The following is a 25,659-nucleotide window of genomic DNA, read 5'->3' on the forward strand; positions in this document are numbered from 1 at the left end:
TATCGAGTGACGGGTTGATGAGTCGCTTTTCATCACTTTAACGTCCTGTTTTGCATGGGTGTAGACGTCATTCATTAGAGTATCGAGTTCAATAAATCAAAACGCTGCGAAGCAGGAGACAGACAATGGAACAGAATAAAATGTCAGGAAAGTGCCCCGTCATGCATGGGAGTCATACCCGTGTTGGTGGGAAAGGAACCAAGAATGTTGATTGGTGGCCAAATCAGCTCAACCTCAAAATCCTTCACCAGAATGATGAGAAATCGAACCCGTTAGGTGAAGATTTCGATTATGCAGCTGCCTTTAGTACCCTTGATTTGAGTGCGGTTAAGCAGGATATAGAGACGGTATTGAAAGACTCAAAGTCATGGTGGCCGGCTGACTACGGTCATTATGGTCCTTTTATGATTCGGATGGCATGGCATGCTGCGGGGACGTACCGGACCGGTGATGGCCGCGGGGGCGCATCCACCGGAAACCAGCGCTTTGCTCCTTTAAACAGTTGGCCGGATAATGCGAATCTAGATAAAGCCCGGCGTCTGCTTTGGCCAGTGAAACAAAAATATGGCAATAGTCTGTCTTGGGCGGATTTGTTTATTCTGACCGGTAATGTGGCTTTGGAATCGATGGGGTTAAAAACCTTTGGCTTCGGTGGCGGACGCAAAGATATCTGGGAACCGGAAGAAGATATCTACTGGGGCGCAGAAGATGAATGGCTTGGTAACGACAATCGTTATACCGGGGAGCGGGATTTAGAAAATCCGCTGGCTGCGGTTCAGATGGGACTGATTTATGTCAATCCTGAAGGTCCGAATGGCAAATCTGATCCACTTGCTTCAGCGCGAGATGTGCGTGAAACATTCGCCCGGATGGCGATGAATGATTATGAAACGGTTGCTTTGACTGCCGGTGGGCATACCTTTGGTAAAACCCACGGTGCCGGGGATGCGGCACAGGTTGGCCCGGAACCCGAAGCCGCGCCGCTTGAAGAAATGGGACTCGGCTGGAAAAGTACCTATGGCAGCGGTAAAGGGCGCGACACCATTACCAGTGGTCTGGAAGGTGCATGGACCCCGACCCCGACACAGTGGGATAACAGTTACTTTGATGTCTTGTTTGGCTATGACTGGAAACTGGTGAAAAGCCCTGCGGGTGCGACACAGTGGGTTCCCGTTGATCTGGCTGATAAAGACAAAGCCCCGGATGCCGAAGACAGTGCGGTGAAGGTCGGAATCATGATGACCGATGCGGATATGGCCATGCGTGAAGATCCTATCTATCGGAAAATTTCAGAGCACTTCCATAAAAATCCGGATGAATTTGCCGATGCGTTTGCCCGGGCTTGGTTTAAGCTGACTCACCGGGATATGGGACCTAAAGTCCGTTACCTTGGTCCTGAAGTGCCTCAGGAAGATCTGATTTGGCAAGACCCGTTACCCGCTGTTGATCATGGTTTAGTCGATGCGCATGATGTGGCAGCATTAAAAGCTAAAATTCTTGCTGCTGATTTGACGGTTTCTGAGCTGGTTTATACCGCGTGGTCTTCCGCAGCAACGTTCCGTGGTTCGGATAGTCGTGGCGGCGCAAACGGGGCGCGGATTCGTCTGGCACCGCAGAAAGACTGGGAAGTCAATCAGCCAGAGCAACTGCAGAAAGTCTTACGTGTTCTTGAAGGAATTCAACACCAGTTTAATGCGGCACAAAGCGGCAACAAGAAAATCTCGCTGGCCGATTTGATTGTGCTGGGCGGCTCAGCAGCGATTGAACAGGCAGCCCGTCAGGCTGGTCATGCGATTACAGTTCCGTTTGCAGCAGGACGAACCGATGCGACTGATGAGCAAACGGATGCTGAATCATTTGCGGTCCTTGAACCGATTGCCGATGGTTTCCGTAACTATCTGAAACGTGATTATACTGTTTCAGCTGAAGAGTTGCTCCTTGACCGTGCTCAGTTGTTGACTTTAACCGCACCGGAAATGACGGTTTTGGTTGGCGGGATGCGTGCACTGAATGCGAATTTTGCTCAGTCACAGCACGGGGTATTGACGAAAACGCCGGGCACGCTGACCAATGATTTCTTTATTCACTTGCTGGATATGGATACGGAGTGGAAACCGACCTCAGCAGCGGCTGATATTTTTGAAGGCCGGGATCGCCAGACGGGAGCGGTGAAGTGGACGGCTTCCCGGGTCGATTTGGTGTTCGGTTCTAACTCTCAGTTACGTGCTTTGGCTGAAGTTTACGCGGGCAACGATGCCGGCGAGAAATTCATCCGTGATTTTGTGAAAGCATGGGTGAAAGTGATGCAAGCGGATCGGTTTGATTTAAAATAATTGAAAGCCGGATGTACCCTGTGAAATCCCCTGTCTGCCGACAGGGGATTTTTTTATTGTGGCAACATTATGAAGACGTCGGGGGACACTCGTTTGTGCACATCAGAGGTATGAACTCAATGGCGTTAGCTCTTTATTCGGCATATCAAACCGGCATTGAAAAACAGGGAATAATTATTTTTTAGCGCCTGATTTGAGGTTGTAATTGAATCTTTGCCTTTCTTTTTCTTCTTGGTTACCAACATTTCGCTGCTTATCTGCCATTTTTATCAACTCATCGTACCTGAGGCGTGTTCTTCATGTTTGGATGGCTTGCAAAAAGAATAAGTAAGTTGTTGTATGTGCAACAATATGTGTTATTATTTCTCACTTATGAGACGTTTTTACTATTGACTTATTGTTTTTTATGTGAGCCGTTTTCTTTCGGGAGGCGGCAATTTTTCAGGTCAGTAACTTCTACTTTTGTGTATTTGAGTCGGTGTTTAGTGTAGGTATTTATGAGATTACTTGGATTAAAAAAATTATTAATTTTATCCGTCATGTTGCTGGTCGGAATATCGGTGTCTGTTACCAGTTATGTACTTTATTCTCAGGAAGAAAAAATCCTGACAGAGAATATTTTTCAATCGAGTGAAAGCTATGTCGCGTCAAAAGCCGTCGTGATTGAAACCGTGATGCAAGAAAAAATTAATGGAATTCATCATTTGGCGCAAAGATTTCAGCATCAGGAGATTAACTCGTCTGAAGAGGCTTTAGTTGAATTAGTACAGTCTCTGGCTGCGGTGATGAATCTGGATAGTTTTGTGATCGGGCTGGAAGATGGCCGGGCGTACTGGAGTATGGAAAATCAGGCGTGGCCAAATCATCGGCTGAAAGGGGATGTGCGGGAGACGTCCTGGTATCAACAGGGGCGTTCGTCGGATACGGTGAGTGTCACACCTCCGTATCTGGGTTCATCGAAACAAAAATATTGGGTCAGTATTCTGGAAAAGATTAAAGGTGGTGTGGTTTCCACTGATATGGCGCTTGAATTTTTAAGCCAGATCGTCAATGAGTCGAATAAGATTCCGGGGGCTGTTGCTCTGATCCTCGATGAGGATAGCCGGATTCTGGCGACCACGTCATCAGCATTAAAAGTAGGAGATCTGCTGAAAAACAAGGATTGGGGCGATCGCTTAACTTCACAGATGGTGGCGCATGAATCAACTCATCTCGACTATGTGCTCGACGGGACTGACAAACTGATGTTCTCACACCGGATTCATTTAGGGCAGAAAAACTGGTACTACATGATCGGGCTGAATAAGTCGGTTGTGTTTGCTCAGTTAACCAAGGCGAGAAACAGTGCTGTGATTTTCTCCCTGCTGGCCTGTGTCGTGAGTGTCGTGGTGACTTACTTCCTGATCCAATTGCTTTATCGCCCTATCTTATCGCTAAAAGAAACCATTCAGGGACTGGCCAGCGGAGAAGGCGATTTAACGCAACGCCTGAAAGTGGAAAGTCATGACGATTTAGGTCAGATTTCTCAGGGCGTGAACCAATTTATTGAAAATCTGCAGTCCATGATGCTGGACATTCAGAAATACTGTCACTCGCTACAGGCAAATGTTGAACATATGCTCGGTCAGTCGGAGAAAAATAGTTCAATTTTGCAAAAGCATGTTTCGGAAACGGAACAGGTTGTGACAGCGATTGAAGAAATGAGCTCGACGGCTGATTCAATGGCAACGGATGCCGCCAATACCGCCAGTCTGGTGGCCCGGGCGAATGAAACCAGTATGGAATCTCGTCATATCATGGATCGTTCGAAACAGACGGTTTCTGTACTGATTGATGATGTCGAACACTCAGTCAGCGATGTACATAACATGACACTCGAAACTCAGAAAATTAACGAAATACTTAGTGTTATCGGTGAAATTGCAGAGCAGACCAATTTACTGGCTTTGAATGCCGCGATTGAAGCTGCGCGTGCCGGAGAACAAGGTCGCGGATTTGCAGTCGTTGCTGATGAGGTTCGCAGTCTTGCCAGCCGAACCAAAGACAGTACGACGGAAGTTGAGCAGGCGCTGAAGAGCCTTGCCAATGGTAACCATGCGGTGGTGAGTTCGATGGAACATACGCGGACGCGTTGTCAGGAGACGGCTGAAGGTGCAGGGCATGCTGCGAATAGTCTCGAAACGATTTCTCAGCATGTGATGGAGATTAATGATCTCAGTTCGCAAATTGCGACAGCGGCTGAAGAGCAAAGTTGTGTAACACAAGAGCTGAGCCGCAATATGTCAGCCATCAATGATATGGTGATTGAACTGGAATCTATCGGCGTACAGTCCATGAAAGATATGGGTGATATTGCGGATATCAACAACAGTCTGACGGCGCTTGTTTCACGTTTCAAACTTTAAGATTGTGACTGCTGATACGCAATGAAGCGCCTCCGATGATCTGTCAGGTTGCGTGAATTGATATCGATAAAAACCGAAGCGACAGCTTCGGTTTTTTGATCAAGGTAAACGAGTTTCAAGTGCATATTTTTGCACCTGCTGATATGATGCTTAAAAAATTAAACCCCACGTCAGACAAGGCTCTCAATGGATAAAGTGCAATTTTCCGTCGGTCATCTCACCTTCTTCTATCAGCTGACACCTGAACAGCAAAAACTGGCATCGTTAACGGAAACGACGATGTTGGATCTGAATGAGTGGCCGCAGTTTTCAGAACAATTGACCAATGCAATTCAATCTGCAATTCCGGATGATTTGAAGCTGCCGACGGACAAGCAACTGAATTATGCTCGTCGCATTGCCACGGATCTCAAGGTCGAACTCCCCGATGGTTATCAGGATAGTGCACTGATTTGTCTGGCTTTTTTTGCTGAACATAAACCGGCTCATGATCGCATGCTGGCGATTTATAAAGGCATTAAAGGGAATTTATTAGGATAAGTCAGGCGCTAATGACAGGAAGAGGCAAATCTTGACTTCCTGTCAATCAACGGCAAATCCTATGCTGGAATTCGTGTTGATGGCATTAGCGTTAATGGAAGGTTGTGACAAATACCGTTAACGGAACTGGCCGACTTCGGCAAGAAATTCAAAGCCGGCACTCGCAAGACGGTCAATCAGTGCTTGCTTATCGAGGTCGTAATAAGACACAAGCTGATCCAGATCACCGCCAAAATCGTCCCGTAACTTGGTATTGACCAAGCTGAACAGCAGAATCGGATCCATCGTGGCAAAGTTCGCAAGATTCATGATTTATCCTCAAAGTCTGAAATCAATAAGTTGGCAGCAGCAAAGGCAGCTTGCTCCCGGGTCTCTTGTGGGAGAGATTCATCGGAGGCAATGTTGTTCAGTGCACGCAACGCACAACTGATTGCCTGAGGTACGTAAGCCTGATCGCCACTGCCAATCTGGGCATATCGCTCACGGACTAAATCACAGCAGTCATATACTTTCATCATGAGTATCCTTGTCATTGTATTTGAGTGATGGCAATGAAAAAGGGTTGCCGGAGCAACCCTTTCAAACGAACCAATGGTTACTGAGCGAGCTGAGCCTGAAGATGGGCTACAACGTCACTCATCGGCACCGGCGTTTTTTCACCGGAACGACGGTTTTTATATTCGAAATTGCCTTCATCCATACTACGGTCACCAATAATGACCATATGTGGAATCCCGATCAGTTCCATATCGGAAAGCATCACACCGGGGCGCTCTTTACGATCATCAAACAGAACATCGATCCCTTGCGCTTGCAAGTCAGCGTAGAGTTTTTCTGCTGCTTCTTGTACACGCTCGGACTTATGCATATTCATCGGTACAATGACAACTTCAAATGGTGCAATGGCATTCGGCCAGATAATGCCGTTCTGATCATGATTCTGTTCGATTGATGCGGCAACCACCCGTGTACAGCCGATGCCGTAGCATCCCATTTCCATGGTTACGCTCTTACCATCCGGCCCCAGAACACTGGCTTTCATCGATTCTGAATAGTTGGTGCCCAACTGGAAGATATGACCGACTTCAATGCCCCGTTTCAGCAGGAGAGTTCCTTGTCCGCATGGACTTGGATCGCCTTCCACGACATTACGCAGGTCGGCAACTTGTCCAAGCTCAACGTCACGCCCCCAGTTAATCCCGAAGTAGTGTTTATCGTCAATGTTTGCGCCAGCGGCGAAATCGCTCATTACAGCGACAGCGTGATCTGTGATAAACGGTAGTTTCAGACCGACAGGTCCCAGAGACCCCGGACCGGCACCAATCAGTTCACGAATCTCTTCTTCAGTGGCAAACGTCAGTGGTGCGGCAACTTCAGGCAGATTTTCGGCTTTCACTTCATTGAGTTCATGATCGCCACGCAGTAACAGCGCAATGATCGGGGCTTCAATATGCTCAGACGCTTTGACATACAAGGTTTTGATGGTCTGCTCAATCGGTAGATCAAACTGTTCCACCAACTGTGCGATCGTTTTGGCATCCGGCGTATCGACCAGCGTCATCGCCTGAGTCGGCTCTGGTCGAGGTGTCGTTGGTGCCAGCGCTTCTGCTTTTTCAATATTGGCCGCGTAATCTGAATCGGTAGAGAAAGCAATTAAGTCTTCACCACTTTCAGCCAACACATGAAATTCTTGCGAACCGCTGCCACCAATGGCGCCTGAATCTGCCAAGACAGGGCGGAAATCGAGACCCATACGATTGAAAATATTACAGTAAGCGGTATGCATATCCTGATAGGTCGCTTCGAGACTTTCCCGATCGATATGGAAGGAGTATGCATCTTTCATGATGAATTCTCGCGAACGCATCACACCGAAACGAGGACGAACTTCATCCCGGAACTTCGTTTGAATCTGATACAGACTCAAAGGCAGTTGTTTATAGGATTTCACCTCGTTGCGAACCATGTCAGTGATGACTTCTTCATGAGTCGGTCCCAGTACAAACGGTCGATCATGGCGGTCTGCAATACGCAGTAATTCAGGGCCGAATTTATCCCAGCGGCCGGTTTCCTGCCAAAGTTCGGAAGGTTGGACAACCGGCATCAGTGTTTCTACTGCACCGGCTTTGTTCATTTCTTCGCGAATAATATTCTCGACTTTACGCAGCACACGCAGCCCGGTCGGTAACCAAGTATAAAGGCCGGAAGCGAGTTTCCGAATCATACCAGCCCGTAGCATGAGCTGATGGCTGACGATTTCTGCGTCGTTTGGTGTCTCCTTCAATGTTGAAAGAAGATATTTACTGGTACGCATGAGGGTATCCATTCATTAAGTTATACAACAACCCTCGGATGATTTGAGGGCGGATTCAATTAGCCGTCAATAATATCAGTCATTTTAGTTTGTCAAAAGCGTTCTATTGCGGTAACCGTGATGATCGACTGACTGACTCTGAATTTGACGTTGAGATCGAATAAATTCACCGCATATTCTTTCTCATCCGGTTTGTCTTTCTTATAAGCCGGACGCGGGTCCTGAGCTAAAACCTGAATGATGACCGGCTCAATTTCATGCGCACGGGGATGCGCGGCGAGTGATTGACGTGCGGTATCGGACAACTGGACCGCTGTCGGGGTCGGCTCACTGTCGGCATACCCGCCGTAGGCCTGTTCAATCCGATCGGCATAAGGGAGGTAAGGTTTAATATCGATAATCGGTGTGCCATCCACTAGATCAACACTGCCGACATCGATCCAGGTTTGATTACCTTCTTGCCGAATCCCCTGTAATTCAACGGCTGACATACCAATGCCATTGGGGCGAAAGGTTGAGCGGGAGGCAAATACGCCAATCCGTTCATTGCCACCCAGCCGGGGCGGACGAACGGTTGGTTTCCAACCGGCACTTAGATTCTGATCGAAGAGGAACAAGAGCCATAAATGACTAAATTGCTCGAGACCACGGACTGACTCCGGACAGTTGGCCTCACCAATCAGTTGAATCTGTGCGGTTGCCGCCGGGACCAGCCGGGGTTGCCGTGGCACCGCAAATTTCTCTCGGTAAGGACTACGCATGATACCAATCGGTTCGAGTGGCGGCAGTGCATCGTTGGTCATGATTTTGGCCCTGATGTCGCCCGGAGAGACTTGGCTAAAATACGGTCAAGGTGATTGGCAAAGTCACGGCGTTCGGCCTGACTCATAACCGGAGGACCGCCGGTTTGAACACCGCTGGCGCGCATTGTTTCCATAAAATCGCGCATGGTCAGTCTGGCTTTGATGGTATCCAGAGTAAACAAGTCACCCCGCGGACTTAATGCCATGGCTTGCTGTTCCAGAATTTCACTGGCAAGCGGAATATCTGAGGTGATCACCAGATCATTGGCTGCAACGCGGCGGACAATTTCGTTGTCGGCAATATCGAAACCGCTTTCTACCTGTAAGAAGCGAATATTGTCACGGCGGGGAAGCGGAATGACGTGATTGGCGACAAACGTACATGTCACTCCGGTTCGCTCAACTGCGCGTAAGATGACCTCCCGGATGACTTTTGGGCAGGCATCGGCATCAACCCATATTTTCATAATTTTTGACCTGATTGTTGTTCGAGTTGTGTGACTCGGGAGATAAGTTCAGCGACTTGTTGTTCAAGTGCAATGATTCTTTGTTCGGTGGCTGAGACTGAGGACTGAACTGCGACTTCAACTTTGGGGATCTGCTGAGAGGATTTCCAGCGTTTGATTGTGGTGACGATCGCAGGAATGGGGACTTGGGTACTCAGGCGGGCTTTGATGAGCGCGACAGTGGGTTCCTTGCCGTCAGCGACTAATTGCGAAATCACAGTTTCAAGCTCTTGTGATATGTCTTTTGTCAGCATAAATATCCTTTTTTGAGACCTTCAATGTGTACGCTGTTGTGAGGTGATTTTACGCTGGATAGGGCAGCAACAAAAGTGCTAATTGGTTTGTAAGAGATCGCTTACAAGTGCTGTGAGATATAGCGGTATTTAGAATAGAGTAAATGCTTTAACTCAATTTAGCTGATTGATTTATATTGATTTTATCGACTTTGTGCGTGGCTGTTTATAAAGTGAGCGGACCAGTGTGTTGTCGAGAAAATACAAACGTCGTACATTGAACTGGTCGGCAGGGAACGACATAGATAAAAGCATCAGGGAGTGATGTCTTCGGGAATGAAGACGAATGTCTGGGATGCATTCAGGCTGGAGAGCTGAGGACTGCGTAGGGAAGCGACAACAGGCATGATGTCTGTTGCAGGAAGCGTCAAACGATCACTTTGACCAATCATCACTTTACTTGAACCGTTTGAATAAAATGATGCCAGAGTGATTGAATACCATCAGGATGATGAAGGAAACCGCTTAAGGATGAGTGATGTGTACTGGCTAGCGGAAAGTCAGTGTTACGGATAACAGGGGACACCGCTTGGATGCGATGCAAAGGATAGGTTGAAGGATTAGCCTTCGTTATGGATGATGCAGGGAGCTCTTATTGGTGGCCGGATCGCTGCTATAAGACTGAGCCCCGATGCCTTTACGGTGTCGGGGCTTTCCGTCATTTCTATTCTGAGGCTGGCATTCACCATCTCGATAAATTTAATCAATTTCTTATTGGTTTAACATTGACGTTCGCAGCGAATCATTGGGTTCGGGCGAATGAAACAAGGATGAATTGTGACAATAGCAACGCAAAGAATGCTTTTGCTGCCTTATACGGATGAATATGAATTCGATTTTCTATCGCTGTTATGCTCTCCGGGAAACCGGTTGTTTCATCAGCAGCCTTTCAGTGTGTCCAGTGCCCGGGCAAAGTTTCATCAGGTTTTAGCCGATTCAAATGTTTACGCGATGGCCATTGTTGATAATGAACATCGTGAATATATGGGGCATCTTGCTTTAGATTTACATGACAAAGATGTCGGAGAACTTCAGTTCATCCTCCGCTGTCTGTATTGGGGAAAAGGTTACGGAACGGAGGCATTGAGTGCTTTCTTACAAAACGTATCTTTACGCTTCTCGTTGAAAAAAATCCGTATTTTCGTCAATGAACAGAATCAGTCGGCGGTCGCTTTAGTGCGAAAACTCGGGTTTATCTCCCGACCAACATTATCGGAAACCCCAGAGACGCTCTATGAATATCAACTTACAGTCGATGGACCGGCACAAAAAATTTGGCAGGGGTAAAGCGGATCATATCCAGATACCCTTCATAGCAATCATCTCCCAGAGATGAAAACTCAAATGTATATCGAGTGTGCCAGCGCCACCGACGCTGTTCATCAACCAGACGGTGTTTGAATGTAATGCTGACCACTTGCAATTCCAGTTGGTGGCATTTTCTTTCTATTGTCTGTCTGGCAATTTCGGCCTGACGCCGTTGTTGCCAGAACAAGAAGCAGCCAAAGCAAACCAAAAGAATGGTCATCAAGTCCTGCATGGCTCACCGGCTTCTGGTTTGTTGTTGGAGCATTGACAAGGCGGTTGCCAGTTCTTCAGAGGCGGTAGTATGCAGTAATGGCAAGAAGATCACCCTTAATTCAGGCAGCATGACTAAATCCGCAAACAGTTGATTAAATAGTGTTTGCTGACCGGTTTGTGCCAGACGAGTCAGGAACAATTCAGCCTGCTGTGGTTCGGTAAGTGCCGACCAACTGCGACCGGCAATGCCGATTAATACCTCAGCATGACACAGGTGCGGTTGTGTCAGGAGATTGGCAATCGTTTCTTTCAATTGCTGACCCGGTGCACCGGATAATGCCCGGAGTAAAGCTGCGAGAAAGAACAAGTCAGGAGCTGTTTGCTGCATTTCCTGATGCACCATCGCCTGCAGTTTATCGGCTATTTTTTCGGTCAGAGGCGTGTGTTCCAAAGCGCCCAGTAGGGCATAGCAAGGCTCTGACGGGAGGTGATTGAGAGCTTTCAGTAGCGTCGGTGCATTTTGCTCTTGTCCCAGTCGTGCGCAAATGTCGGTGATGCCCTGTAATCCGATAGTTTGCCAGTTGTTCCAGCCGAGGTTTCCCTGAAAGTAGCACTGTGCATGTTCATAGTATTGGCTGGCCGGTAATTTGAGCATGGCTCTGACCTGACTATGAAACACCGCCATTTTTTCTTCCGGTGGGGTAAAAGTATACGGGTTATTCGCCAGTTTTTGCTGTTGTTCTTCCGTCAGGTTCTGGTGAATCCGGGTGCCCATCGCTTCCAGCATAAAACGGATAAACTCGCTGATATCGGTCGGTTGCAGTCGTCCTCTTTCATCCAGTTCAAACTGTAAAAACCAAATCCAAGGCTGTTGAGTTTCATTCCAGTAAACAATAGCCAGTCGGGCCATGCGTTGCAGCGGATAAGGATAAGCTTGCTGGCCTTGCTCTATTTTGGCAAAGATTTCCGGTGTGATAGGTTGAATGCGGCGTCCGAGATCAACCACCTGATATTGGCAACCACTTTGCCTGAGGAGCTCGGTCAGGGTATATATTGTGTTCATAGGTTCCATTCTTGCCCGGCTCATCGTGTCGCAGATGATTCCTGACAGAATCACCGAATCTTAGCCACCGGGATAAGTTTAGTTTTGTCTTCAATACATGGTACCCTATCTGCCGATTTCAAGCCGCGTTTTTCTTTATGTCAAAATATTATCAGTTAAATCAATCGTTCAATGAACTTGAAGCATGTCTCAAAATGCGACAGCTATGGCAGGACACGCCACCATCAGCTCAGGCTTTATCGAGTCAGCAGCCCTTTGCTGTGGATACCTTATTACCGGAACAGTGGCTCCAGTGGGTTTTTATTCCGCAAATGCGCCAGCGGATTGCCACCGCCGCCTCGGTTCCGAGTGGGTTTGAAATGACACCATATTTTATTGAAGCGTGGCGGGATAATCCGAATTATCAGCCGGTCATTCGTATCTTAATGAAGATTGAGGCGCACTGTCGTGATGCTTGAGATTATTTATCAGGATGAGTTTCTGATTGCAGTCAATAAACCGGCGGGCATGCTGGTGCACCGATCTTGGCTGGATAAACATGAAACCTGTTTTGTGATGCAGACACTACGGGATCAGATTGGCCAGCATGTTTTCCCTTTACATCGTTTGGATCGTCCGACATCGGGTGTGCTGGTGTTTGCCTTATCCAGTGAGGTCGCCGCTCAAGTGATGCCGTTGTTTGCCAGTCATCAGATGGAAAAAACCTATCATGCCGTGGTGCGCGGATGGATTGAAGAAGCAGCGGTTCTGGATTATCCGCTTGTTGAAGAACTGGATAAAATCGCTGATAAGTTTGCCAAAACGGATAAACCGGCCCAACCGGCGGTGACTGCTTATCAGCCGCTGGCAAAGGTTGAAGTGCCGTATTCCACCGGTCGTTTCCCGACCAGTCGTTATGGGCTGATTGAAATGAAGCCTCAAACCGGGCGTAAACATCAGTTACGGCGACATATGCATCACTTGAGTCATCCGATTATCGGTGATACCACTCATGGCGATGGTAAGCATAACCGCCTGTTCCGGACGCACTATGATTGCCATCGGCTGTTACTGCATGCCTCGCGCCTCAGTTTTGTCCATCCCCTGACTGGTGCACCTGTGACGATTCAGGCGTCATTCGATCAAGCATGGCAACAATTATGCGAGGGTTTCGGTTGGTCTGACGTGATTTAGCGATTGATTGCCTGCCGTTATAAACATGAAAGCATGAATATAACGAAGCCATAAAAAAACGCCCTCAGGGCGTTTTTTTATGATTGCAGGTGTTGCCGTTAAAATGTATTGAGATTGTTATTTACAAAAGGGGACAACCATTTCATTGCATATAATCGCGAATCGACTGCGTAATTCCCGTTGCATCTAATCCGAGTTCGGCATGTAATTCACTTTGAGTGCCCTGATGAACAAAGTGGTCTGGTAATCCCAGATTTAATGTGGGTTTAAGCAGTTTCTCTTTCATCAGTAATTCAATCACACCGGCACCGGCACCACCGGCAATGGCATTTTCTTCCAACGTGACGAGCACGTCATGGTGCTGGGCCAGATCGCGAATCAAGGCCTCATCCAGCGGTTTGACAAAGCGCATATCTGCGACTGTTGCATCCAGCATTTCAGCGGCGGTGAGCGCGTGCGGCAGTAAAGCCCCAAAATTGAGAATGGCCACTTTTTTACCTTGTCTCACAATGCGACCTTTGCCGATTTCCAGTGCGGTAAACTGGTGCTGAATTTCAGCGCCGGTACCGGTCCCTCTCGGGTAGCGCACAGCACTTGGCCCTGAATGTTGATGGCCGGTGTAAAGCATTTGCCGACATTCATTTTCATCACTTGGGGCCATAATCACCATATTGGGAATACAGCGCAGGAAGCTGAGATCAAATGCGCCCTGATGGGTTTGTCCATCAGCACCCACCAGACCGGCCCGGTCAATGGCAAACATCACCGGCAAATCCATAATGGCCACATCATGAATTAATTGATCGTAGCCGCGTTGCAGGAAGGTTGAATAAATAGCGACAATCGGATGATAGCCGCTAATTGCCATACCGGTAGCTAGTGTTACGGCATGTTGCTCTGCGATTGCAACGTCAAAGTATTGGTCCGGGTAAGCTTTGGAAAAGCCCACCATTCCGGAGCCTTCTCTCATGGCCGGGGTAATCGCCAGCAGTTTTGGATCAAGCGCTGCCATATCGCAAAGAAAGTCACCGAAGACTTTTGAATAAGTCGGGAGCGCACCGTTGTTTTTCGGCAATGACGTATCGTTTGGGTCAAACTTTGGTACTGCATGGTAGCCGATCGGATCTTTTTCGGCTTGCTCGTAACCTTTGCCTTTCTTGGTCATCACATGGAGAAATTGCGGGCCTTTGAGCTCTCGCATATTCTTCAATGTTTTTGCCAGTTCAACGACATCGTGTCCGTCAACCGGGCCGATATAGTTAAACCCGAGCTCTTCAAATAAGGTGCCCGGCACGACCATCCCTTTCAGGTGTTCTTCGGTTTTCTTCGCAAACTCTTTAATCGGCGGCAGGCCGGAAAGGACTTTTTTACCGCCTTCTCGGATCGAGGTATAGAAATGACCGGAGAGTAGTTGTGCCAGATGATTATTCAGAGCACCAACATTTTCTGAGATCGACATTTCATTATCATTGAGAATCACCAGCATATCAGGATGCAGATCACCGGCATGATTCATGGCCTCAAAAGCCATTCCTGCCGTAATGGCACCATCACCAATGACACTGACAACTTTTCTCGATTTACCTTCTTTACTGGCACAAATTGCCATCCCTAATGCAGCACTGATTGAGGTTGATGAGTGACCGACCGACAAGGTGTCATATTCACTCTCCTCACGCCACGGGAAGGGGTGAAGGCCATCTTTTTGGCGAATCGTCGGCATGGCCTCGCGTCTGCCGGTCAGGATTTTATGTGGGTAGGCCTGATGGCCCACATCCCAGATCAGGCGATCAAATGGTGTCTCATAGACATAGTGAAGCGCGACAGTCAGTTCAACGGTACCTAAGCCAGAGGCCAGATGTCCGCTGGACTGACTGACCGAATTGAGTAAGTAGGTTCTTAACTCGTCACACAATTTCGGCAGCACGTCTTTCGGCAGCGTTCTCAGCTCCTGAGGCGTATTTGCCAATGCCAGTGTCGGATATTTTGAAATATCAAGGGTCATTATTTTATGCTTATGATTTTGTTAACTTTTCCGCTCGACTACATAGCGAGCGAACTGTTCAAGTAAATCAGTATTATAAGGAATGGAGTCCAGAGCCTGAATTGCTTCATCCAATAAAGACTGTGTTTTTTGCTCCGCTCCGTCGAGTCCCAGTAATGAGGGATAAGTACTTTTGTGATGTTTGGAATCCGAACCTTGCGGTTTCCCGAGAGTTTCGGTATCGCTGATAATATCCAGAATGTCATCCTGAACTTGAAATGCAAGACCGATGGCATCGGCATAACGATCTAAATAGGGCAGAATCGCCTGACCTTTTTCACCGGCGGATAACGCACCGAGACGTACAGCACATCGAATCAGAGCGCCGGTTTTGTGGCGGTGAATCTCTTCTAATTCGCTCAACGTCACTTGACGACGTTCGGCTTCGAGATCTAACGCTTGCCCCATGCACATCCCCATTGCCCCGGATGCATGTGCCAAAGCCTGTATCATCTTGACCCGGTAAGGTTCGGCATTCTCCGCCAGTGCTCCCTCAGCCAGAATGGTAAAAGCCAGTGTTTGCAAGGCATCGCCGGTCAGAATTGCAGTTGCTTCATTAAAACGGATGTGGCAGGTCGGTTGCCCGCGACGTAATGCATCATCGTCCATGGCCGGTAAATCGTCATGGATCAGGGAATAAGCATGGATACACTCAATTGCCGATGCCGGGGTATCCAGTTCTTCCTGTTGGCATCCCAGCATCAGCCCGGTGATGTAAACCAGATAGGGGCGAATGCGCTTTCCGCCTAACAATAATCCATAGCGCATCGCTTCAATCAGCGATTGATGCTGATGCGGAAATTGCTCCAGCCAGCGATTTAACTGCTGGTTATTCCGAGCCTGATAAGTGCTTAGGGTGGTTATCATATGAACTTATACTTCGGATTGGTCATCGGATTCGACAAAATCACTCAGGGCTGCTTCATCACTGTCACTGAGCAGAATTTTGACGCGCTGTTCAGCATCGTTGAGCTTCGCTTGACCCGCCCGGGCCAGTGCAATACCCCGTTCAAATGTTTTCAGGGCGTCATCCAAGGGCAAATCACCATTTTCAAGTTGGTTGACTAGCGTATCCAACTCTTCAATTGTGGCCTCATATGACATATTTTCAGGTTTTTTGCTCGCCATAGAACTTCCAATCGGTGAGGAATGGGGGAAAGTTACCGCAGGGCGTGGAGATGGTCAAATAGAACCGGAAGAATTTACTCTCACAACACAATTTTGCTCTCGAATTCGAAAAAATCAATCGCCCAAACGGTCATTGTTGCGTTTTGAACGATGGAACATATAGCGTTTATGCCATCACAAATGTCCGTCACTGACATGATTTCGACAGATAAAGCGTTTACATTCAATCAACGCCGGTTGCTTTTGTGCCGTATTTACGCGGTCAGGCGATAAGTTTTGCCAGAGATCATAAATATCGGGCTTTGGTGAGGATTCAATGATGCATCTATGATTTTCTATTGGTTTTCGGTATAAACTTATACGCAGTTCCCCGAAGCGTGCGGATTGAGAGAACATCCGGTATTGATGGGACGTGACGGATTTCTGTTGTCACTGTATCTTAAGACGACGGGGAAAATGAGTTGGGTAATATAAAGACTTTACTGCATTTTTTGGCGTGTAGAGTCCATAATTTAGTTAAAGATTTAATGCCGTTGCCGATACCTTGAGTCAGAGAACTCTCAAAATTGAATGGTGCATGAGGAGTGTTTCGTGGATTTAGCTACACTGATTGGTTTGATAGGTGGTTTAGCCTTTATCATAATGGCCATGGTTTTGGGTGGTGGTCTGATGATGTTCTTGGACATCACCTCGGTGTTAATCGTTGTCGGTGGTTCAACGTGCGTTGTCATGATGAAGTTTACTTTCGGGCAATTTTTTGGGGCAGGTAAAATCGCAGCAAAAGCCTTTATGTTTAAAGCGGATGAACCGGAAGATTTGATTGCCAGAATCGTCGAAATGGCAGATGCAGCGCGGAAAGGCGGGTTTCTGGCCTTAGAAGAGATGGAAATCAGTAACAGCTTTATGCAGAAAGGGATTGACCTGTTGGTTGATGGTCATGATGCAGACGTCGTTCGTTCCGCCCTGCAAAAGGATATTTCACTGACAGAAGAGCGTCACGAGGCCGGAACCGCGGTCTTCAGAGCCTATGGTGATGTTGCACCTGCAATGGGAATGATCGGGACGCTGGTTGGTCTGGTGGCGATGCTGTCAAACATGGATGACCCGAAATCCATTGGTCCGGCGATGGCGGTGGCATTGTTGACGACACTTTATGGTGCGGTCATGGCTAACATGATCTTTTTCCCGATTGCAGATAAGTTGGCTTTGCGCCGTGAGCAGGAGATGTTGAATCGTCGCCTGATTATGGATGGTGTTCTGGCGATTCAGGATGGTCAAAACCCTCGCGTGATCGACGGTTATTTGAAAAACTACCTGAATGAAGGCAAGCGAGCGATGGATGTGGACAACGAATAAGCGCGGGGAAGTCAACAATGGATGAAGAGAATAAATGTAAATGTCCGCCCCCCGGCGCGCCGGCATGGCTGGCGACATTTTCTGATCTCATGTCTCTGCTCATGTGTTTCTTCGTGTTGCTGCTCTCTTTCTCCGAAATGGATGTCCTGAAGTTTAAGCAGATTGCCGGCTCGATGAAATTTGCCTTCGGGGTTCAGAACCGACTGGAAGTGAAAGATATCCCGAAAGGGACCAGTGTCATCGCTCAGGAATTCAGACCCGGGCGGCCGGAACCGACCCCCATCGATGTTATCATGCAGCAAACGATTGATATTACACAGCAAACTCTTGAATTTCAGGAAGGTGATGCTGATCGTGCGGGTGGGACACAACGAGAAGAAGGCGATCTGACCGGTGGTCAGTCTCCGGAAACATCGACTCAGGATAATCAGAATGATGATTCGGTTGACCAGCAACAGCAAGCGCAGTCCCCAAGTACAGAAGAGATGGAAATTGTCTCGGAAAATCTGCAAAAAGCATTAGCCACAGAAATTGAGCAGGGCGCTGTCGAGGTTGAAAACCTTGGTCAGGAAATTGTCATTCGGATTCGTGAAAAAGGTGCATTCCCCAAAGACTCGGCGTTTTTACAACCGAAGTTCCGCCCGTTGGTGCGGCAAATTGCGGAGTTGGTTAAAGATATTCCCGGTATTATCAGGATTTCCGGTCATACGGATAATCAGCCGCTCGACTCTGAGTTGTATCGTTCAAACTGGGATTTATCAGCGCAGCGGGCTGTCTCGGTGGCTCAGGAAATGGAAAAAGTCCCCGGTTTTAATCATGAAAGAATGGAAGTCCGCGGGATGGCTGATACACAACCGGTCGCTTCGAATGATACTGCCAAAGGTCGGGCTCAAAACAGACGTGTGGATATCAGTATTTTGCAAGGTAAGCCGACTTATAGTGACGAAGTACCGTCGGTACAGCAACCATCCGCCGGCTCCGGTACAAAACAGCCATAATCGCGAGGATGAGTGTGGATTCCGATCAATGTTGCGAGATCAAATGCAGACAGTATCCAGCGTGTTAGAATCGTGACAGAAGTGAAAAGTAAGCCTTGGTGCTTACTTTTTTTATCGAATTTTATCGAGATAAATCATTGATTAGACGGAGAGGAAATATGGTGAATCAAGTAACCATTGCAGCACAGGGACCGGTATTTTCAGAAATTGCGCAGGGATACTGGCGGCTCGACGAATGGCAGATGACTCCGCAGGCGCGGTTGTCTTTCTTAAAGCAGCATCTTGAACTCGGGATTACCACGGTTGATCATGCGGATATTTATGGTCAGTACACATGTGAAAGTTTGTTTGGTGAAGCATTAGCGCTCGAACCTGCGATTCGTCAGCAGCTTCAGATTGTGACGAAGTGCGATATTCAGCTTTGTGGTGATGCGTTTCCACACCGACAAATCAATCATTACGATACGAGCAAAGCCCATATTCTCCAGTCCGTCGATAACTCACTGACGCGCCTCGGCATTGACGAAATCGATGTGTTGTTGATTCATCGTCTTGACGTATTAATGAATGCCGATGAGGTAGCGGAAGCGTTTGCTACATTGCATCAGGCGGGAAAGGTAAAACACTTCGGTGTGTCTAATTTTACCCCTGCACAATTCGATTTGTTACAGTCTCGTCTTGATAAACCACTGGTCACCAATCAAGTTGAAATTAATCCGCTTAATTTTGAAGTTGCCCATGACGGCACTTTAGATCAGATGCAAATGCTCAGAACCCGGCCGATGGCCTGGTCATGTCTGGGAGGCGGTGCAATTTTTAACGGTGAGAGTGAACAAGCCCGACGTGTCCGTCAGACGCTGACAGACATCGGCCAGGAAGTGGGGGCGCAAAGTATTGATCAGGTGATTTATGCCTGGGTCAGGCGTTTACCCGCATTACCGATACCGATCCTTGGCTCGGGTAAAATCGAGCGGGTCAGCGCTGCTGTCGCTGCGCTGGAAATCGAGTTGAGCCGTGAGCAATGGTATCGTATTTGGGTTGCATCCAAAGGTCATTCGGTCCCCTGAATCGACGCGATACCCGTCCGAACATCCAATGATGTCACTCAGAGACTAACAAGCGATGTCACGCTATCTGAGTGACCCTTTTTCATCAACACTCACCGAGAACCGCTGTCCGGCAGAATAGATGTTTTCCCTGTCACGGCTTCTCGTGTATAATTCTGCGCCTTTCATTGCTGTTTGTTGATGCTGTTAACAGCCAAACCGTGTAAACCAGACAGTGACGTATTAATCTGAGTTGCGAATGATCCTATGAAATTTATTGTTAAGCCCCATCCGGAAATTTTTGTTAAAAGTGAATCGGTACGGAAACGTTTTACCAAAATTCTCGAATGTAATATTCGCAATATTGTTAAACGACGGACTGAATCGGTTGCGGTATTTAATCGTCGTGATCATATTGAAGTCACCTCAGAGAGCGATCAATATTATGCGGAAACGCTGGAAATTCTGACCCATACACCGGGTATTCATCATGTGCTTGAAGTCCAGCAGTCTGAGTTCAGCGACTTGCATGATATCTATGAGCAGGTGTTAGCGCATAGCCGGCATAAGATTGAAAACAAAACCTTTGTGGTTCGTGCCAAAAGACGCGGCCAGCATGATTTTACCTCAATTGAACTGGAACGCTACGTCGGTGGCGGGTTGAACCAAGCGGTTGAAAGTGCCCGGGTAAAACTCAACAACCCGGATGTCGTGGTTCGGGTCGAAGTGTCAGGCGATAAACTGAACCAGATTATTGCCCGTCATCGCGGACTGGGTGGATTCCCGCTCGGAACCCAAGAAGATGTGCTGAGCCTGATTTCCGGTGGGTTTGATTCCGGCGTCTCCAGCTATCTGCATATCAAACGTGGCTCTAAAGTACATTATTGCTTCTTTAATTTAGGCGGTCCGGCGCATGAAATTGGCGTGAAGCAGGTCGCTTACTATTTATGGAATAAGTTTGGTTCGTCTGCCAAAGTACGCTTTATTTCCGTTGATTTTGAGCCGGTTGTTGCGGAAATTCTGGAAAAAGTCGATGACGGACAAATGGGCGTCGTACTGAAACGTATGTTCATGCGGGCGGCCGGAATGATCGCGGAACGGTTTGATATTCAGGCATTGGTTACCGGTGAAGCGTTAGGGCAGGTTTCCAGTCAGACTCTGACCAATTTACGCCATATTGATGGGGTTACTGAGCGTTTGATTCTGCGTCCGCTGATTAACTGGGATAAAGAAGATATTATCAACCTTGCCCGGGATATCGGCACCGAAGACTTTGCCAAAACGATGCCGGAATATTGCGGGGTCATCTCTCGTCGTCCGACGGTGAAAGCGGTTCAGGCGAAGCTGGAAGCAGAGGAAGCCAAGTTTGATTTTGCCATTCTCGATCAGGTGATCCATAGTGCTCGTCAGATGGACATCCGTGATATTGCGCAGGAAACGGCGCAGCAGGCACCGGAAGTTGAGCTGGTTGATGCAATTCAGGAGCATGCGGTTGTGCTGGATATCCGCAGCCCGGATGAAGAAGATGAACATCCGTTGATATTAGAAGGCGTCGAAGTGAAACATCTGCCGTTTTATAAACTGGCCACCCAGTTCGGTGATTTAGATCAGTCCAAAACCTATTTACTGTACTGTGCCCGCGGGGTGATGAGCCGTTTACAAGCGCTGTATCTCAAAGAACAGGGGTTTGAGAACGTTAAGGTTTATCGTCCTTAAACGGTTTTTGAAGTTGAACAAACCAGCCGTCATGAGGCTGGTTTTTTTGTATAGAGAACCCCCCCAGCTAGGCTGGGGGGTTCCGTTTATGGGCCCAACGACAATTTTCAGACCGATATTCCGCAAAACAGGGCTGTTAATCTTGTGTTTTAAGATGATGTCATCGCGTGTGAGTCGGTTTTGACCGCGGTAGCGCTGGGGACTGAAAAATCAGTTCGGACAGATAAAAATACACCGCCCATCGGAAGGCGGTGTGAATATTTGACAGACAGGTCAAAATAAATACAGGAAGTATGCTTTGTGGCTGGGAGCCACAGAACAAGTGGTGAAACACCACATACTCGAAATACGAGTTTGCAAACACAACATCGCAACACAAAGTCTATTGATCCTAAGGAGAATCAAGTCATTCAGACTTGTCTGCGGCACAAAATATAGAGTTTTTCTGGCAGGTAAACAATGGACAAATTATAATGCTTCGCATAAAAAAAACTAATCCAATTCGATTGAGGATCATGGTGTGAACAAAAGGTTGCCTCCTCTGAATGCGCTGCGGGTTTTTGAGTCCGCAGCACGTCATTTAAGCTTCACTCAAGCCGCGGAAGAGTTATATGTCACTCAGGCTGCGGTTAGCCATCAAATCAAGTCTTTAGAAGAATTTCTCGGACTGAAGCTATTTATCCGCAGAAATCGCTCTCTTTTGTTAACAGAAGAGGGGCAAAGTTATTTTTTTGAAATTAAAGATATTTTTACAGCGATCCAAGAATCAACAGATAAACTCCTGTCGCGGAGTGAAAAGGGCACATTAACCATCAGTCTACCGCCCAGTTTTGCGATTCAGTGGCTGGTGCCGCGTCTGGCGGACTTTAATCAACAGCAGCCGGATATCGATGTTCGGATAAAAGCAGTTGATAAGGAAGAAGGCTCTTTAGTCGATGATGTCGATGTTGCGATTTATTACGGTAAAGGACAATGGCCCGGCTTACGCACCGATAAACTTTATCAGGAGTTTTTGATCCCGCTTTGTTCACCATTATTGCTGGCGCAGGGGAAACCGCTGCATTCATTGGCAGATTTATCTCACCATACGTTACTGCATGATACCTCCCGACAGGATTGGAAAACCTTTGCCCGGGAAAATCATTTGTCCGGGATTACCGTTGATCATGGGCCGATTTTCAGTCATACAACGATGGTTTTACAGGCGGCAGCGCATGGTCAGGGAATTGCGCTGGGCAATAATGTACTGGCTCAGCCAGAAATTGAAGCCGGGAGGCTGGTGCCTTTATTTGATAAAGTGTTGATGACCGATAACGCTTTCTATCTGGTCTGTCATGAGAAACAGGCCAATACCGGACGGATTGCGACATTTCGGAACTGGATGCTGAACCGGGCCCGACGGGAGCAAGAGGTTATGTTGGATGAAAACTATGACAGCAAAGAATGATATCGCAAGCGAGACCTACCAGCCGGGTAGTGCACAGGTACAATTGAACGGCCCCAGTGATGGCCCGGTATTTATTTTTGCCCACGGAGCCGGGGCAGATATGGATCATGCGTTTATGGCGCAGGTTGCCAGTGGACTGGCTGAAACTGGCATCCGTGTGGTGCGTTTTAATTTTCCGTATATGATTCGCAGAGCGCAGGAAGCAAAGCAGTTTCCGCCGGATCGCGCCCCGAAACTGCTTGCTGCGTTTGATGAGGTGATACAGCAGTATGCGACCCGGCCGGTGGTGATCGGGGGAAAATCTATGGGTGGGCGAATGGCAAGCTTACTCACTCAGCACGAGCTGGTGAAAGGGATTGCCTGTTTAGGGTTTCCGTTTCATCCGCCGGGCAAGCCGGAGAAGTTTAAAGGTGAGCATTTAGCAACGTGTGACAAGCCGTGTCTGATTTTACAGGGAGAACGGGATACCTTTGGTTGCCGGGATGAAGTGATGGTAATGACCTTGAGTTCGCAGGTTGAGGTGGTTTATGTGCCGGATGGCGATCATAGTTTTAAGCCTCGTAAACGTTCTGGGTATACCGAGCAAGACAACTTAACCCGGGTTGTGGAACAATTAAGTGCATTTATCTGGAGCATGAATCATGAAAAGTAGATTGTTAGTTCTTTTTGCTGCCTGTTTTGGCGCATCTGGCGTGGGGTTAGGTGCATTTGCCTCTCATGGTTTAAAAGCGGTTTTAGCACCGAATTTACTGGCAGTCTTCGAAGTTGGAGTCCGTTACCAGTTGATTCATACCTTAGCGTTGTTGGCCTGTGGCGTGATGGTGATGCTGGCGTCGCACCAAGCGGTGCAGAAATATTTTTATCGGGCTGGAATCTGTTTTATTATCGGCATCTTTTGTTTTAGCGGCAGCCTGTATGCGTTAGCCCTGACTGGGGTGAAATGGTTTGGTCCTGTCACGCCGCTCGGCGGCGTCTGTTTTATTTTAGGATGGGTACTGATGTTTGTCGCTGCATGGAATATGAACGAGGTGAATCAGTGAAGCAGGTCATGCTCTATTGCCGTGCCGGTTTTGAGAAAGAATGTGCCGGAGAAATTCAGGACAAGGCAAGTCGGATCGAAGTGTTTGGCTTTCCCCGTTTGAAGTATCAAACCGGATATGTGCTGTTCGAATGTTATCAGGAGGGCGATGCTGATAAGTTGATCCGTGAGATTGATTTTCAGAGCCTGATTTTTGCCCGCCAGATGTTTGCCGTCTCCGCGACGTGTGAATCATTACCGAGTACCGATCGGATTTCTCCCATTCTTCAGGTTTTGGGTGATGTTGAAACATTGCCTCGTTGTGGCGATCTGCGGGTCGAAACGCCGGATACCAATGAAGCCAAAGAATTGCTGAAATTCTGCCGTAAATTTACGGTGCCACTGCGTCAGGCTCTGCGGGGCAAAGGCATTCTGTTTGGTAAGGATGAACCGAAGAAGCCTGCATTGCATGTGTGTTTTATCGCCCCCGGCCATTGTTATATCGGCTATTCCTATACCAATAATAACTCTCCGTTTTTCATGGGAATTCCCCGCTTGAAATTCCCGGCGGATGCGCCGAGTCGTTCGACCCTGAAACTGGAAGAAGCATTTCATGTTTTTATTCCTCGCTCGGAATGGGATGAACGGTTGGCCTCGGGAATGTGGGCGGTTGACCTGGGTGCATGTCCCGGCGGATGGACTTATCAGCTGGTGAAACGGTCGATGTTTGTGCATGCCGTCGATAACGGTATGATGGCCGACAGCCTGATGGAGACCGGTCAGGTCAAACATCATATGGAAGATGGCTTCAAATTTGAGCCACCGCGTAAAAATGTGACTTGGCTGGTGTGTGATATGGTCGAGAAGCCGTCTCGCGTAGCGCAACTGATGGGAGAGTGGCTGATCCGTGGGTGGGCTAAAGAGGCGCTGTTTAATCTGAAACTGCCGATGAAGGGACGTTATGATGAAGTATTGCAGGATATCGACAATCTCAGATATTTCCTGAAAGACAATCACGTCAACTTTCGTCTACAGGCCAAGCATCTTTACCATGACCGGGAAGAAATCACCGTGCATGTTCAGTGTTTATCGAATATCTCGCCTCACTAACAAGATAGCTCAATCACCGAGCAAGGCAGTAAAGCGTGTCAGTCAGGCACGCTTTCTGATGGCTGAAAACGGATATCCTGCAAGTTAAATCCCAGCTCGATATCGGTTTTGAGTGTCGCGACGGCTTTGCACTGACGGGCCAGTTCGATATGTTCGGTGAGCTTTTTCTGATATTTCTGTGGCAGTGTTGTGCTTTGACAGGCTTGTTCAATGTCGTTGCATTGATTGAGAATTTCCTTCGCAGCTTTGGGGCCAACCCCCGGTATCCCACTAACCTGACTGGAGTGAATCCCCGCCAGTGCCCAGTAGTCACAGAGTTGTTCGGGCTGGACACCGAATTCCTGAGCGATAAAGTCTTGATCCAGCCAGCGATGCTGGAAATAGTCACGAATTCTGAGCGTCGGGGAGAGCAACTGACAGTAGCCCTTATCGGTTGAAATGATCGTTACCTGTTCCTGATGACTGGCGACTTTGGTCGCCAGTGTGGCAACCAGATCATCCGCTTCATCACCGCTGGAGAGCAGTGAGTCGATTCCCAGTTCCCACCATGCTTGCTGAATCGCATCCATGTTTTGTCTTAAAGCTTCGGGCATGGGTTGGCGTTTTTCTTTATATTGCGGTAACAGTTCTGCCCGCCAGCCCCGATCATCTGAGTCATGATCAAACACAGCGATAATATGGGTGGGTGATGTTTCTTGGATAATTTTGGTTAAGGTTCGGCTGGTGGTTTGGATGGTTCTCTCAATCTCTTCAGCATTCGGTTGCGCTGAGTGAACGCGGCGAATCAGGTTGAGTGCGTCAATAATGACAAGGTGTAGCGACATGGGCGTTCTTCAATCTGGTGC

The 25,659-nt window shown here is 48.0% G+C and carries 27 protein-coding genes; 14 read left to right on the forward strand and 13 right to left on the reverse strand.

Annotation, left to right across the window (positions count from 1 at the left end):
- The first annotated feature begins 125 nt into the window (after positions 1 to 125).
- The 3 genes from katG (at position 126) to OCV37_RS04555 (ending at position 5,278) form a co-directional block, all read left to right on the forward strand.
- On the forward strand, positions 126 to 2,333 hold the full coding sequence (gene katG, locus OCV37_RS04545) for a catalase/peroxidase HPI (protein WP_038182104.1): 2,208 nt from the start codon (positions 126 to 128) through the stop codon (positions 2,331 to 2,333).
- 497 nt (positions 2,334 to 2,830) lie between these two features.
- Positions 2,831 to 4,738: a methyl-accepting chemotaxis protein gene (locus OCV37_RS04550; RefSeq protein WP_038182101.1), complete on the forward strand. Its 1,908-nt coding sequence runs from the start codon at positions 2,831 to 2,833 to the stop codon at positions 4,736 to 4,738.
- Between the two features lie 186 nt (positions 4,739 to 4,924).
- A complete protein-coding gene (locus OCV37_RS04555) occupies positions 4,925 to 5,278 on the forward strand; it encodes a hypothetical protein (RefSeq protein WP_038182098.1) in 354 nt (117 codons plus the stop codon).
- A gap of 117 nt (positions 5,279 to 5,395) precedes the next feature.
- Here OCV37_RS04555 and OCV37_RS04560 read toward each other — a convergent pair whose 3' ends face one another.
- The 7 genes from OCV37_RS04560 to OCV37_RS04590 all read right to left on the reverse strand — a co-directional run bounded on the left by OCV37_RS04560 (position 5,396) and on the right by OCV37_RS04590 (position 9,586).
- Positions 5,396 to 5,587: a DUF4250 domain-containing protein gene (locus OCV37_RS04560; protein ID WP_038182095.1), complete on the reverse strand. Its 192-nt coding sequence runs from the start codon at positions 5,585 to 5,587 to the stop codon at positions 5,396 to 5,398.
- The gene (locus OCV37_RS04565; protein ID WP_038182092.1) at positions 5,584 to 5,793 is read right to left on the reverse strand and encodes a YaeP family protein; all 210 of its coding nucleotides are present in this window, start codon (positions 5,791 to 5,793) and stop codon (positions 5,584 to 5,586) included. The genes OCV37_RS04560 and OCV37_RS04565 overlap by 4 nt, the downstream gene beginning before the upstream one ends.
- A gap of 80 nt (positions 5,794 to 5,873) precedes the next feature.
- Positions 5,874 to 7,592 (reverse strand): proline--tRNA ligase, encoded by a 1,719-nt coding sequence (locus OCV37_RS04570; RefSeq protein WP_038182088.1) that lies wholly within the window; start codon positions 7,590 to 7,592, stop codon positions 5,874 to 5,876.
- A gap of 92 nt (positions 7,593 to 7,684) precedes the next feature.
- Positions 7,685 to 8,380, reverse strand: a complete 696-nt coding sequence (tsaA, locus tag OCV37_RS04575; protein ID WP_157635025.1) for a tRNA (N6-threonylcarbamoyladenosine(37)-N6)-methyltransferase TrmO — start codon at positions 8,378 to 8,380, stop codon at positions 7,685 to 7,687.
- An 11-nt stretch (positions 8,381 to 8,391) separates the two neighbouring features.
- Entirely contained in the window at positions 8,392 to 8,862 is a 471-nt protein-coding gene (locus OCV37_RS04580; RefSeq protein ID WP_038182079.1) for a YaiI/YqxD family protein, read from the reverse strand.
- On the reverse strand, positions 8,859 to 9,155 hold the full coding sequence (locus tag OCV37_RS04585) for a hypothetical protein (protein WP_038182075.1): 297 nt from the start codon (positions 9,153 to 9,155) through the stop codon (positions 8,859 to 8,861). Before OCV37_RS04585 ends, OCV37_RS04580 begins: the two co-directional genes overlap by 4 nt.
- A 293-nt stretch (positions 9,156 to 9,448) precedes the next feature.
- Entirely contained in the window at positions 9,449 to 9,586 is a 138-nt protein-coding gene (locus OCV37_RS04590; protein ID WP_157634992.1) for a hypothetical protein, read from the reverse strand.
- Between the two features lie 385 nt (positions 9,587 to 9,971).
- On the opposite strand from OCV37_RS04590, the gene OCV37_RS04595 reads away from it, so the two are divergent.
- Positions 9,972 to 10,481 (forward strand): GNAT family N-acetyltransferase, encoded by a 510-nt coding sequence (locus OCV37_RS04595; protein ID WP_157634990.1) that lies wholly within the window; start codon positions 9,972 to 9,974, stop codon positions 10,479 to 10,481.
- Here OCV37_RS04595 and OCV37_RS04600 read toward each other — a convergent pair.
- Complete coding sequence (locus OCV37_RS04600; protein WP_084717473.1) at positions 10,441 to 10,734, reverse strand: DUF3301 domain-containing protein; 294 nt, start codon at positions 10,732 to 10,734, stop codon at positions 10,441 to 10,443. The two genes, OCV37_RS04595 and OCV37_RS04600, sit on opposite strands and share 41 nt — an antisense overlap.
- A 3-nt stretch (positions 10,735 to 10,737) precedes the next feature.
- A complete protein-coding gene (locus OCV37_RS04605; protein WP_038182719.1) occupies positions 10,738 to 11,778 on the reverse strand; it encodes a DUF3549 family protein in 1,041 nt (346 codons plus the stop codon).
- 137 nt (positions 11,779 to 11,915) lie between these two features.
- On the opposite strand from OCV37_RS04605, the gene OCV37_RS04610 reads away from it, so the two are divergent.
- Together OCV37_RS04610 and truC are read left to right on the forward strand one after the other, a co-directional pair.
- The gene (locus OCV37_RS04610; RefSeq protein ID WP_038182069.1) at positions 11,916 to 12,236 is read left to right on the forward strand and encodes a YqcC family protein; all 321 of its coding nucleotides are present in this window, start codon (positions 11,916 to 11,918) and stop codon (positions 12,234 to 12,236) included.
- Positions 12,229 to 12,951 carry a tRNA pseudouridine(65) synthase TruC gene (truC, locus tag OCV37_RS04615; RefSeq protein WP_038182068.1) on the forward strand — a complete coding sequence of 241 codons (723 nt, stop codon included), beginning with the start codon at positions 12,229 to 12,231 and terminating at the stop codon, positions 12,949 to 12,951. Before OCV37_RS04610 ends, truC begins: the two co-directional genes overlap by 8 nt.
- Before the next feature lie 142 nt (positions 12,952 to 13,093).
- On the opposite strand, the gene dxs is transcribed toward truC, so the two are convergent.
- From dxs to xseB, 3 genes are read right to left on the reverse strand one after another with little or no spacing between them, the layout of a single operon-like run.
- Complete coding sequence (gene dxs / locus OCV37_RS04620; RefSeq protein ID WP_038182065.1) at positions 13,094 to 14,956, reverse strand: 1-deoxy-D-xylulose-5-phosphate synthase; 1,863 nt, start codon at positions 14,954 to 14,956, stop codon at positions 13,094 to 13,096.
- A gap of 21 nt (positions 14,957 to 14,977) precedes the next feature.
- Positions 14,978 to 15,862 (reverse strand): (2E,6E)-farnesyl diphosphate synthase, encoded by an 885-nt coding sequence (ispA, locus tag OCV37_RS04625; RefSeq protein ID WP_038182063.1) that lies wholly within the window; start codon positions 15,860 to 15,862, stop codon positions 14,978 to 14,980.
- 6 nt (positions 15,863 to 15,868) lie between these two features.
- Positions 15,869 to 16,123, reverse strand: a complete 255-nt coding sequence (xseB, locus tag OCV37_RS04630) for an exodeoxyribonuclease VII small subunit (protein ID WP_038182060.1) — start codon at positions 16,121 to 16,123, stop codon at positions 15,869 to 15,871.
- 591 nt (positions 16,124 to 16,714) lie between these two features.
- Here xseB and pomA point away from each other — a divergent pair.
- The 8 genes from pomA to rlmM all read left to right on the forward strand — a co-directional run bounded on the left by pomA (position 16,715) and on the right by rlmM (position 24,814).
- The gene (gene pomA / locus OCV37_RS04635; RefSeq protein ID WP_038182057.1) at positions 16,715 to 17,479 is read left to right on the forward strand and encodes a flagellar motor protein PomA; all 765 of its coding nucleotides are present in this window, start codon (positions 16,715 to 16,717) and stop codon (positions 17,477 to 17,479) included.
- A 17-nt stretch (positions 17,480 to 17,496) separates the two neighbouring features.
- On the forward strand, positions 17,497 to 18,477 hold the full coding sequence (locus OCV37_RS04640; protein ID WP_038182055.1) for a flagellar motor protein MotB: 981 nt from the start codon (positions 17,497 to 17,499) through the stop codon (positions 18,475 to 18,477).
- Between the two features lie 158 nt (positions 18,478 to 18,635).
- Positions 18,636 to 19,544: an aldo/keto reductase gene (locus tag OCV37_RS04645; RefSeq protein WP_038182052.1), complete on the forward strand. Its 909-nt coding sequence runs from the start codon at positions 18,636 to 18,638 to the stop codon at positions 19,542 to 19,544.
- Between the two features lie 246 nt (positions 19,545 to 19,790).
- Positions 19,791 to 21,239 carry a tRNA uracil 4-sulfurtransferase ThiI gene (gene thiI / locus OCV37_RS04650; protein WP_038182049.1) on the forward strand — a complete coding sequence of 483 codons (1,449 nt, stop codon included), beginning with the start codon at positions 19,791 to 19,793 and terminating at the stop codon, positions 21,237 to 21,239.
- A gap of 520 nt (positions 21,240 to 21,759) precedes the next feature.
- Complete coding sequence (locus tag OCV37_RS04655) at positions 21,760 to 22,686, forward strand: transcriptional regulator GcvA (RefSeq protein ID WP_038182046.1); 927 nt, start codon at positions 21,760 to 21,762, stop codon at positions 22,684 to 22,686.
- A complete protein-coding gene (locus OCV37_RS04660; RefSeq protein ID WP_051680576.1) occupies positions 22,670 to 23,338 on the forward strand; it encodes an alpha/beta fold hydrolase in 669 nt (222 codons plus the stop codon). Before OCV37_RS04655 ends, OCV37_RS04660 begins: the two co-directional genes overlap by 17 nt.
- A complete protein-coding gene (locus OCV37_RS04665; protein ID WP_038182043.1) occupies positions 23,328 to 23,726 on the forward strand; it encodes a DUF423 domain-containing protein in 399 nt (132 codons plus the stop codon). Before OCV37_RS04660 ends, OCV37_RS04665 begins: the two co-directional genes overlap by 11 nt.
- A complete protein-coding gene (gene rlmM / locus OCV37_RS04670; RefSeq protein WP_038182715.1) occupies positions 23,723 to 24,814 on the forward strand; it encodes a 23S rRNA (cytidine(2498)-2'-O)-methyltransferase RlmM in 1,092 nt (363 codons plus the stop codon). Before OCV37_RS04665 ends, rlmM begins: the two co-directional genes overlap by 4 nt.
- Before the next feature lie 38 nt (positions 24,815 to 24,852).
- Here rlmM and xni read toward each other — a convergent pair whose 3' ends face one another.
- Positions 24,853 to 25,638 carry a flap endonuclease Xni gene (gene xni / locus OCV37_RS04675; protein WP_038182040.1) on the reverse strand — a complete coding sequence of 262 codons (786 nt, stop codon included), beginning with the start codon at positions 25,636 to 25,638 and terminating at the stop codon, positions 24,853 to 24,855.
- Positions 25,639 to 25,659 lie beyond the last annotated feature (21 nt).

The sequence above is a fragment of the Vibrio rhizosphaerae genome, from assembly GCF_024347095.1.
Taxonomy (GTDB): Bacteria; Pseudomonadota; Gammaproteobacteria; order Enterobacterales; family Vibrionaceae; genus Vibrio; species Vibrio rhizosphaerae.

What these genes read in the sequence shown, in the direction of transcription:
- dxs (WP_038182065.1), bottom strand. Translation starts at nt 14,956, where the DNA reads ATGACCCTTGATATTTCAAAATATCCGACACTGGCATTGGCAAATACG.
- katG (WP_038182104.1), top strand. Translation starts at nt 126, where the DNA reads ATGGAACAGAATAAAATGTCAGGAAAGTGCCCCGTCATGCATGGGAGT.
- OCV37_RS04565 (WP_038182092.1), bottom strand. Translation starts at nt 5,793, where the DNA reads ATGAAAGTATATGACTGCTGTGATTTAGTCCGTGAGCGATATGCCCAG.
- OCV37_RS04660 (WP_051680576.1), top strand. Translation starts at nt 22,670, where the DNA reads ATGACAGCAAAGAATGATATCGCAAGCGAGACCTACCAGCCGGGTAGT.
- OCV37_RS04605 (WP_038182719.1), bottom strand. Translation starts at nt 11,778, where the DNA reads ATGAACACAATATATACCCTGACCGAGCTCCTCAGGCAAAGTGGTTGC.
- OCV37_RS04555 (WP_038182098.1), top strand. Translation starts at nt 4,925, where the DNA reads ATGGATAAAGTGCAATTTTCCGTCGGTCATCTCACCTTCTTCTATCAG.
- OCV37_RS04600 (WP_084717473.1), bottom strand. Translation starts at nt 10,734, where the DNA reads ATGCAGGACTTGATGACCATTCTTTTGGTTTGCTTTGGCTGCTTCTTG.
- OCV37_RS04665 (WP_038182043.1), top strand. Translation starts at nt 23,328, where the DNA reads ATGAAAAGTAGATTGTTAGTTCTTTTTGCTGCCTGTTTTGGCGCATCT.
- OCV37_RS04585 (WP_038182075.1), bottom strand. Translation starts at nt 9,155, where the DNA reads ATGCTGACAAAAGACATATCACAAGAGCTTGAAACTGTGATTTCGCAA.
- OCV37_RS04590 (WP_157634992.1), bottom strand. Translation starts at nt 9,586, where the DNA reads ATGATTGGTCAAAGTGATCGTTTGACGCTTCCTGCAACAGACATCATG.
- OCV37_RS04570 (WP_038182088.1), bottom strand. Translation starts at nt 7,592, where the DNA reads ATGCGTACCAGTAAATATCTTCTTTCAACATTGAAGGAGACACCAAAC.
- OCV37_RS04560 (WP_038182095.1), bottom strand. Translation starts at nt 5,587, where the DNA reads ATGAATCTTGCGAACTTTGCCACGATGGATCCGATTCTGCTGTTCAGC.
- OCV37_RS04640 (WP_038182055.1), top strand. Translation starts at nt 17,497, where the DNA reads ATGGATGAAGAGAATAAATGTAAATGTCCGCCCCCCGGCGCGCCGGCA.
- thiI (WP_038182049.1), top strand. Translation starts at nt 19,791, where the DNA reads ATGAAATTTATTGTTAAGCCCCATCCGGAAATTTTTGTTAAAAGTGAA.
- xni (WP_038182040.1), bottom strand. Translation starts at nt 25,638, where the DNA reads ATGTCGCTACACCTTGTCATTATTGACGCACTCAACCTGATTCGCCGC.
- OCV37_RS04580 (WP_038182079.1), bottom strand. Translation starts at nt 8,862, where the DNA reads ATGAAAATATGGGTTGATGCCGATGCCTGCCCAAAAGTCATCCGGGAG.
- OCV37_RS04645 (WP_038182052.1), top strand. Translation starts at nt 18,636, where the DNA reads ATGGTGAATCAAGTAACCATTGCAGCACAGGGACCGGTATTTTCAGAA.
- xseB (WP_038182060.1), bottom strand. Translation starts at nt 16,123, where the DNA reads ATGGCGAGCAAAAAACCTGAAAATATGTCATATGAGGCCACAATTGAA.
- OCV37_RS04550 (WP_038182101.1), top strand. Translation starts at nt 2,831, where the DNA reads ATGAGATTACTTGGATTAAAAAAATTATTAATTTTATCCGTCATGTTG.
- OCV37_RS04610 (WP_038182069.1), top strand. Translation starts at nt 11,916, where the DNA reads ATGTCAAAATATTATCAGTTAAATCAATCGTTCAATGAACTTGAAGCA.
- ispA (WP_038182063.1), bottom strand. Translation starts at nt 15,862, where the DNA reads ATGATAACCACCCTAAGCACTTATCAGGCTCGGAATAACCAGCAGTTA.
- truC (WP_038182068.1), top strand. Translation starts at nt 12,229, where the DNA reads ATGCTTGAGATTATTTATCAGGATGAGTTTCTGATTGCAGTCAATAAA.